Below are 9,054 nucleotides of genomic sequence, written 5' to 3'. Positions count from 1 at the left end.
TCCCCAATCCCCAGTCCCCAATCCCCAATCCCCAATCCCCAGTCCCCAATCCCCATTCCCCATTCCCCATTCCCCACGACTTTCGCTATTCTTAAGGCAGTTACCGAGTTAACTACAGAACCTTGAGCGAGACTACATCCAAATCCAGTTTAGGAGAATGGAGTCAGCGGTTGCTGGCGGCGATTTTTTTAGGTGGACAAACACTAGTTCATCTACTCAAAGGCAAAGTCCATCGCCGCAACACTCTAGAACAAATGGCCGCAGTTGGCCCAGATTCTCTTTTGATTGCGCTATTAACGGCTATTTTCGTGGGCGCAGTGTTCACTATTCAAGTAGCACGAGAATTTATCAATTTTGGTGCAGGTAATATTGTTGGCGGAGTTCTAGCTGTGGCATTAACACGAGAACTCTCACCCGTTCTGACAGCAGTAATTCTAGCAGGACGAGTTGGTTCCGCCTTTGCCGCAGAAATTGGTACGATGCGGGTTACAGAACAAATCGACGCTATGTTGATGTTAAGAACTGATCCAATCGATTACCTGGTTATTCCACGCGTGCTTGCTTGCTGTCTAATGCTACCAATTTTAACTCTTCTATCTTTGGTAACAGGAATGTTAGGAGGATTGATTATTGCTACAAATATCTATAACCTCTCCGATACAGTATTTCTAGATTCAGCCCGTAACCTTCTTGGTATCTGGGATATATTGAGTGCGATGATTAAAGCATGTTGCTTTGGAGTTTTAATTGCTGTGATTGGTTGCAGTTGGGGTTTAACTACAACGGGAGGAGCCAAAGGTGTAGGACAGTCAACCACATCAGCTGTTGTTACTGCTCTGCTGGTTATATTTATTAGCAACTTCTTTCTTTCTTGGTTAATGTTTCAAGGAACTGGCAGTGCATTACTTCAAGGGTTATAGAATTAGGGACTAGAAGCTAGAGGATGAGGGAGATGAGAGACGCGGGGACGCGGGGACGCGGGGATGCGGGGACGCGGGGACGCGGAGAATAATCAATAACAAATGACGTTAGCGTAGCGGTAGCGAGGTACGAGCGTCAGCGGTAGCGACACAGGAGCGTCGCGTCATGACAAATGACTTCCCCAATTCCCTACTCCCTACTCCCCACTCCCCTCCTAAAATAAGAAATGTGTTTATTAACAAAGCAGGATTTACACTTGTGACCAGTTCAATTGCTCCTAACTTGACATCAACCGTGGAACTCAAGCCCAGTTACTATATACCTGTAGTATTGGTGCTTGTCGCTATACTAGTGTTAATAGTACAACCTTGGATCGGAGGAGCGATCGCACTGTTTGGCTTGTTTTTGATGTTTCAAGCGTTGACACTGCGTTTGCAATTCACTGCCACCGATTTAGATATTTACAGAGGCGAAAAACTAATTCGGCGTTTTCCCTTCCAAGAATGGCAAAACTGGCGTATCTTCTGGAACAGAGTTCCCATCCTGTTTTACTTTAAAGAAATTAAAAGTATTCATTTTTTGCCAATTCTATTTGATCCTCATACTCTCAAAACTTGTCTGGAACAACGTTGTCCACGTATTGAGTAGTGACTGTTGATTGTATATTTCTGAAAGCTGTTTATCAAAAAAATAAAAGTTTAAAACCTTGCTCCTTGTGGGCGTAAAGAATCCTTGTATTGTAAGGTATGTTGAAATTTCAACGCCAGTTCTCTCAAGTCGAGCCACTTCTGTGCGGGGGTTCCCCCCGTTGAAGAAAGTGGCGTGGGAAACCCGCTCACGAGACTGGCTCTCCCTTGTGGATGGCTTAGTCTTCTCTGTCCCCTGTTAAGAGTTCCCTTTCATTCGCGTCGTAGGAATTACACTATTGTTTATGAACCCAGAGGAATCGCAAACTCCAAAACCCATTGATGAGTGGTTAGCAGAAACACAAGACCAAAGTCATGCAGCTGAAAATCCAGAAAATTCATCTGTTGAGCCAGTAGGACAAACAGAAACACCACAAGAAAATCCAATTTCTGAACCTGCTAACTCCAGTGTGGAAGTGGTAGATTCTACAATCCAACAACTAGAAGACTCGACAGGCTCCTTAGCGACGCAAGTGGAAGAAGATAGTGCGCTAAATGCAGCAACAGCACAACGAGTAGCAGAGTTGCAAAAGACTGAAGCAGCTCTAAAAATAGAAATAGCTAACTTACAGGCGTCTTATAAAAATCTCCAATTACAAGTTGGTGAAACCCAAACTACGTTGGGACAAATTGTACAGGAGTCGCTAGCACAGTTAGAACAACGCAAACAAGCACTGCAAATTTCTGTAGAACAGCTAGAACGCCGACAAGAACGCATTCGTAATGAAATGCGAACAACTTTTGCTGGTACTTCTCAAGATTTAGCAATTCGGGTGCAGGGTTTTAAAGACTACCTCACAGGTAGTTTACAAGATTTGGCAGCAGCAGCTGAGCAATTACAATTGGTGCCGCCAACTGTGGTAGAAAAAGCAAAACCCGCTGCTAAAGAAACAAAATCAACTGAACCCCAACTAGTAATTCCACAATTTGCTCAACAACAATTTCAAGAGACGACAAAACAAATTCGCCGCCTAATCGATCAATACCGTAATAAACCAGACTATTACGGCCCTGTATGGCAATTACGCCGTACCTTTGAACCAATCCACGCAGAACGAGTTTCTAACTGGTTTTTTAATCAAGGGGGACGCGGTGCTTTGCGAACAATGGGTAGCCGCTTACAGAATATCCTAATTGCCTCCGCTGGAATCTCGATATTACATAAACTATATGGCGATCGCCTACGTACACTAGTTTTAGCTAATACACCTGAGCGTTTAGGTGAATGGCGACGTGGCTTACAAGATTGTCTGGGAATAGGTCGCCCAGACTTTGGCCCTGACAGAGGCATAGTATTATTTGAGACATCTGAAGCCTTAGCCCAAAAAGCAGACCGATTGGTAAAAGCAAATCAAATGTCTTTAATTATCATTGATGATTCAGAGGAACAAATCAGTCTGTCAATACTGCAATTCCCTCTATGGTTAGCCTTCGCACCTGACCCCAAAATGATGAGAGACTATGACAATGACTTTTAATTGAGTTACAAAGTCAACTTGAAGAGGACGCGGGGACGCGGAGAAATCCCATAGCTAAAGCCAGGAGATTCAAACAATGAACAGATTTTTTGTCTCTACGACAGAAGTCGCGCTCAAAGTGCCATTGGTATTGAACTCCAGACACAGGCAACTCCCCGCGTCCCCGCGTCTCCCACTCTCCGTGTCTAATTTATTTAGGAATTGTTTATGACTATGTGGTTAATTCTGTGCGGTGCAATTGTCGTCACAGCTTACCTGCTGGGTTCTTTTCCGACTGGGTACATCGCTGTGAAACAGTTAAAAGGTATTGATATTCGGGAAGTGGGTTCAGGTTCAACCGGAGCAACCAATGTTTTGCGAGCATTAGGGACAGGGCCAGGAGCATTCGTTTTATTAATTGATTGTTTGAAGGGAGTGTTAGCGATCGCTCTGGTTTATTTATTATTTAACTTGGGAGCTAGTCAAAATTTTATCCCTGCAACTGTAGATGCAAAAGTTTGGCAACCTTATCTAGTAACGTTAGTTGGCTTAGCCGCGATTTTAGGACACAGCAAATCAATTTTTTTGGGCTTTACAGGTGGTAAATCTGTTGCTATCAGTTTAGGGATTTTGTTAGCGATGAGTTGGCAGGTAGGTTTAGTAACATTGGGTGTCTTTGCCATTGTCGTAGCCTTCTCACGGATTATTTCTTTAAGCTCAATTAGTGGTGCGATCGCCGTTTCTATTTTTATGGTAACTTTACAGCAACCTCTGCCTTACATCCTCTTTGGCATTGTTGGTGGATTATATGTAATAGTGCGTCATCGTACTAATATTGAACGGTTACTTGCTGGTAGCGAGCCAAAAGTTGGGCAAAAGGTAGCAACAGAAGCAGAAAATGGTAATTCGTAATTCGTAATTCGTAATTCGTAATTCGTAATTCGTAATTCGTAATTCGTAGTTAATTATTTTACCTGCTTTCTCCATTCCCAATTACCCATTCCCATTCGATCAATTTTGACGTGAATTACGAAATGCCCACATAGAAATCTGTAGTCCTTTTCTAGAGTTAAATTTAGATTCTATGTTGGCAAATACATTCAAAAAAGGTTTATTAGCAGCGGCTACAGCATTATCTTTTTTACCAGGGATGACACAAGTCGCCCAAGCTCAACCTGCACCAGATGTATATGGTGCGATCGCTTATTCTCAATCTACTGGAGTTTACACTTCTGCAATTAGTTTGTCACGCGAAGAGGCTGAACACATTGCTCTTTATGATTGCACGCGACAATCTAGAACTGATGATTGTTCAGTTCCTTTGTGGTTTAAAAATGCTTGGGGGGCTTTGGCTGTTGGTTCCAATGGTGCTTACGGTACAGGGTGGGGATACGATATTCGTGATCCCAGAAGAGGTAAGTTGATTGCAGGACGATATGCTCTGCAAACTTGTCAAGATTACGGTGGTGTAAATTGCCGAGTTATTTTTGCTAGAGAAGCTAGATAAGCTGTCGCCTATATAAATTGCATATTTTTAGTAGAGACGCTTCAAAAGGGCGTCTCTACATATTTGTATTAAAAATGCTGTACTGCCTAATCCTAGAAACTATTTCAATAAATCATCCCCAGCAATAACCGTGGTGTAGAAGACATAGTTAGGATTAGCCACATAGCGACGATCTTTTTTAATCAACGCCATAAATTCTCGATGTCCGTCGCGCCTGCGTCCTACAAGACAACCTGCACTGGCATTCTTGATATTGTTTGTAGGTGCATCATAGCCCCAATGTTGATTTATGAGGAAAAGACCTGTATCCAGCTTGTCACCAGTCCGTTGAAAGTCTTTGTTAAAATCTCGGTGAACAGTGATGGGTTCAACTTGGATTAACGCTTCGTGACGTTCTGCGTTTCCGTGTAGTCCCACAGCCCAGGCTTTGTATTGTCCAAACTTAATTCTTGCAGCACCTGCTGAATTCATGGGGTTTAGAGTGTAGTATTTACCTGGTTCAGTGGTAGCTTGCCAATGATTAACGATTTTGGGAATGCCATCTACAACTTCGATTACAATCCGTCGATCATTAAATTGATTTGGTGGATCGCTGTTAAGAGTCCAGTCTTCGTTCACTCCTTCTAGATAAACAATGTTGTATTCTCCAAGACCTGTGAATACTTGATAATTTTTTGCCTGCATGTATTTGATAATTTTGCTGGCAATGTCATTACCCAGTTTTAAAGGAGGCTTTGGTAGTTCTTCTGGTTTGGTTTCAATTAATTTCTTGGCTGTGAGTGGGCCTAAAAATTCACTTTCTCCAGTTTTAGTGAATTCCTGAAATTTTTTGAAAGCGGCTAAAGAAACAGGGCCAAATTTACCATCGGCTGGGGGTTCTAGTAAACCCAAGCCAATTAATAGTACTTGAATCTGACGACTCAATTCTGCATCTTGAGCGATCGCTTCAAATCCCCATTTTTCTTCTTTCCCTAAAAAATCTTGTAGTTTCATATTGCACCTGTGTTTAATTTTCCTAAATTCTAGGTATAAACATCATTGAAGAAAGAAACAGGAAATAGGCAACAGGGAACAGTTATTCCTATTCTTTGTTCCCTCTTTGAAAGTCAGAGACTCCCATAAATATCAATGGCATGTTTTTTGTCAGGTATAAATATTTACACAAAATTACCTGTTAACAGTTGCCCGTTTCCTGTTATCTTTTGAATTTGGGTATAGATGTTGTCTGAAACTATACTCTTGGTTTTGATAGAGTATTAAAATTTTTACTATTAATTTACGATTTAACGCAGTGAAGTACCCCTAGTTCCGCTTCGCTTGACTAGGCTTCCTGTCCGGAACCAGTATTCCGGCTCATGCCTAGTCTTACAACTAGCTGAGCAGGCGTAGATTTCCCTTCTTCCAAGGGTATTTTCAATTCAAAGACTATTCACTTTCACTGATGGCTTTGCTGATGTCAGCTAAAGTGTCATACTGCTTGATAGGTAAACGCTTCAAGGCTCGCAACACCAGCTCATCAATACCTTTTTCTTCAGCGTATTTAAGCAAATCTTTTTTGCTAAGTGGATAGGTAATTTCAGCCAAATTTTTCTCTAACTGTACAGGGTTTACTGTCTTTCTAACTATTTCCTTTATAGATTGGCTGACATCAGTTGAGGATTGATACTGTTTTGCAGGCAACTGCTTGAAAGCGCGGAGAATACCCTCGTCAATCCCTTTTTCTTCAGCATATCTAAGCAAATCTTCTTTATTAAGAGGGTAATTAATTTCATTCAAACTCTTCTGTAGTTGTACTGAGTTAACTTTAGCCATAATGATTATCCTCAATTACAAAAAAATTAGGGTGAGTAAACAACCCACCCTGCTGATAATCTATTTACAATTTCTAGCTAAATTAAACCTTTGCGAGTTCAGGGGTGGGGCGCTTGCTGTTGCGAATTGCTGTAATGGCGTCAGCATAATCCTTGGCATTAAATACAGCTGAACCAGCAACAATTGCATTGGCTCCTGCTTCCAAGACTTGCCAAGTATTATTTGCTTTCAGTCCCCCATCTACCTCAATCCAAGGGTCAAGACCGCGCTCATCGCACATTTGACGTAGCTTGCGAATTTTAGGTAACACAGCAGGAATAAAGCTTTGACCGCCAAAACCGGGGTTAACGCTCATAATCAGTACTAGGTCACAAAGTTCTAGCACATACTCAATAAGTTCTAGAGGGCTACCCGGGTTTAGTACAACTCCTGCTTTTTTGCCAAGTTCTTTAATTTGTCCTAAAGTCCGATGCAGGTGCGGAGAGGCATTATGCTCGCAATGTACTGAAATAATGTCAGCACCCGCTTTCGCGAAGCCCTCAACATACTTTTCTGGTTCCACAATCATTAGGTGGACATCAAGTGGCTTGGTAGTCACCGGACGAATCGCCTCCACAACCAGAGGGCCTATCGTAATATTAGGTACAAAACGACCGTCCATTACATCAACATGAATCCAATCTGCTCCCGCCGCATCTATAGCGCGAACTTCTTCACCCAGACGACTAAAATCGGCTGATAGGATAGATGGAGCAATTACAATGGGCTTTTTAGATAGGTTTTGAGTCATGGCTAGTGGATTTTTAAGCGTCCTCGTCTGTAAGCATTGTAACAAAACATTGAGCAAGTATTATTTGGAAATGGGGAATGGTGATGAGACAGCAGCAAAAAGAAATGAATAATGAATCTTGACAAATGACTAATGACTAATCACTAATAACAAATGACTATTAGATAAATAACTATGTTCAAAAAATTAACTTGGATAATTTGGGGATTGGGTGCTTCTTGTTTGAGTGTACCGACGATTGCTTCTGCTGTGGGAACTTCTTTAGGAAACAGTGGTATTGATGCTTTAAAACTGCATCAATCTCCTTATAATTTAACTGGCCGCAAGATTGCGATTGGTCAGGTAGAGATTGGGCGACCGGGAATGTTTGGGTGGGATAAAGCGGTGTCTAAGAATCGCGCCATATCTTTAGCAGCGGTGTTTTTACGCAATGGCCCGGCAAAGTCTAACAGCGGCGTTGACCCCCATGCTTATAATGTCGCTGGTGTCATGGTTAGTAGAGACAAAGGCTTACCAGGGGTTGCTCCAGGAGCGCGACTCTATTCTTCAGCGGTGGGTTCTACGAAAAATATGGGTCAGCCGGAGGAATGTTTATCAGCGCAGCATATAGCCTTACAAAATAGTGGGGATGTACGGGCGATTAACTTCAGCTTTGGTGAACCTCTCAACCGTGACCCACGACCGGAACCGACTTTAGACGGCAATGCTTTACTAACATTGTGTGTTGACTGGTCGAGTCGCGTTCATGATGTTTTGTATGCGATCGCAGGCAACCAAGGCAAGGGTGGTATTCCCATTCCTACAGATAATTTTAACGGAGTCAACGTGGCTTTTTCATCCCGCAGGGGGGGAATTTTTAATAAAGTAGACGTTTCCAATCTAGCGGGTACGAACTTAGGAACGAGTGGTCGCTTAGCTGGCAAGGAGTTTAATCTTGATGGGCGTCGCGCTATCAGTTTAGTTGCGCCCGGTAGTAACATTCCTTTGCTCAATCCAGATGGCAAATTGAACAAAGCCACAGGTACAAGCTTTGCTGCACCACATGTAACAGCGACTGTTGCTTTGTTACAAGAATTTAGTGACCAACAACTGCGAGCCAAAAAACCTAATTGGAGTGTTGATGCTCGGCGTCACCAAGTCATGAAAGCTGTATTGTTAAATTCCGCTGAAAAAATTCAAGATATTGGTGATGGCTTGCGTTTAGGAATGACTCGCACACTAATTGATAAACAAAATCAAGATTGGCTAACTTCTGATGCTTACAAAGATCCCAAAATTCCCTTAGATGCTCAAATGGGAACAGGTCATTTAAATGCGTTCCGTGCTTTTCAACAACTGAGCGCTGGTCAATGGCAACCATCAAAAGCAGTGTCTGCTATTGGTTGGGATTATCGCACAGTTAAAACAGGGGCAAGTGTTGACTATGCGTTAGCAAAACCTTTAAAACAGGGAAGTTTTGTGGCTATTACCCTGAGTTGGGATCGTTTAGTAGAGCTAAATGATCATAACAAAAATCAGCAGTTTGATGTTGGTGAGAGTTTTCGCGATCGCGGTTTGAATAACCTCGACCTCTACTTAGTGAAAACTGATGCTCCCAATTCAGATGCTGGGATTATTTGTTCTTCAATCAGCCAAATTGATAGCGTAGAGCATATTTTCTGTCCGGTGACTACCGCAGGTAATTACAAAATCCGCGTCCAGTTCCGCCAGCAGCTCAATGAAGCAACTCAACCCTATGGACTAGCTTGGTGGAGCGTGCCTGTCAATTAAATAATTCGTAATTCGTAATTCGTAATTCGTAATTCGTAATGACGCGATGCTCCTGTGTCGCTACCGCTGACGCTCGTACCGACGCTCGATGACTCGCTCTAAGCGAAGCTA

9 protein-coding genes are annotated in these 9,054 nt (G+C 42.5%); 6 read left to right on the top strand and 3 right to left on the bottom strand.

The window, feature by feature from the left end:
- Window positions 1–122: 122 nt before the first annotated feature.
- The 5 genes from AC5JMF_RS25760 (at window position 123) to AC5JMF_RS25740 (ending at window position 4,571) form a co-directional block, all read left to right on the top strand.
- Complete coding sequence (locus AC5JMF_RS25760; protein ID WP_495798549.1) at window positions 123–920, top strand: MlaE family lipid ABC transporter permease subunit; 798 nt, start codon at window positions 123–125, stop codon at window positions 918–920.
- Window positions 921–1,179: 259 nt separating this feature from the next.
- Window positions 1,180–1,569 carry a DUF3119 family protein gene (locus tag AC5JMF_RS25755; RefSeq protein WP_495798548.1) on the top strand — a complete coding sequence of 130 codons (390 nt, stop codon included), beginning with the start codon at window positions 1,180–1,182 and terminating at the stop codon, window positions 1,567–1,569.
- A gap of 283 nt (window positions 1,570–1,852) precedes the next feature.
- A complete protein-coding gene (locus tag AC5JMF_RS25750; RefSeq protein WP_495798547.1) occupies window positions 1,853–3,085 on the top strand; it encodes a DUF3086 domain-containing protein in 1,233 nt (410 codons plus the stop codon).
- A 207-nt stretch (window positions 3,086–3,292) separates the two neighbouring features.
- Complete coding sequence (gene plsY, locus AC5JMF_RS25745; RefSeq protein WP_495798546.1) at window positions 3,293–3,976, top strand: glycerol-3-phosphate 1-O-acyltransferase PlsY; 684 nt, start codon at window positions 3,293–3,295, stop codon at window positions 3,974–3,976.
- 172 nt (window positions 3,977–4,148) lie between these two features.
- Window positions 4,149–4,571, top strand: coding sequence for a DUF4189 domain-containing protein (locus AC5JMF_RS25740; RefSeq protein ID WP_495798545.1), 423 nt, complete (start codon window positions 4,149–4,151; stop codon window positions 4,569–4,571).
- Window positions 4,572–4,670: 99 nt separating this feature from the next.
- Here AC5JMF_RS25740 and AC5JMF_RS25735 read toward each other — a convergent pair whose 3' ends face one another.
- The 3 genes from AC5JMF_RS25735 to rpe form a co-directional block, all read right to left on the bottom strand.
- The gene (locus tag AC5JMF_RS25735) at window positions 4,671–5,564 is read right to left on the bottom strand and encodes a peptidoglycan-binding domain-containing protein (RefSeq protein ID WP_495798544.1); all 894 of its coding nucleotides are present in this window, start codon (window positions 5,562–5,564) and stop codon (window positions 4,671–4,673) included.
- Window positions 5,565–5,996: 432 nt separating this feature from the next.
- The gene (locus AC5JMF_RS25730; protein ID WP_495798543.1) at window positions 5,997–6,383 is read right to left on the bottom strand and encodes a DUF2795 domain-containing protein; all 387 of its coding nucleotides are present in this window, start codon (window positions 6,381–6,383) and stop codon (window positions 5,997–5,999) included.
- An 82-nt stretch (window positions 6,384–6,465) separates the two neighbouring features.
- Window positions 6,466–7,173 (bottom strand): ribulose-phosphate 3-epimerase, encoded by a 708-nt coding sequence (gene rpe / locus AC5JMF_RS25725; RefSeq protein WP_495798542.1) that lies wholly within the window; start codon window positions 7,171–7,173, stop codon window positions 6,466–6,468.
- Between the two features lie 174 nt (window positions 7,174–7,347).
- On the opposite strand from rpe, the gene AC5JMF_RS25720 reads away from it, so the two are divergent.
- Window positions 7,348–8,943: a S8 family serine peptidase gene (locus tag AC5JMF_RS25720; protein ID WP_495798541.1), complete on the top strand. Its 1,596-nt coding sequence runs from the start codon at window positions 7,348–7,350 to the stop codon at window positions 8,941–8,943.
- Window positions 8,944–9,054: the final 111 nt, after the last annotated feature.

It is taken from the genome of Desmonostoc vinosum, assembly GCF_059505385.1.
The sequence above is the reverse complement of the archived record's forward strand: the minus strand, read 5'-3'. Positions and strand labels throughout refer to the sequence as shown.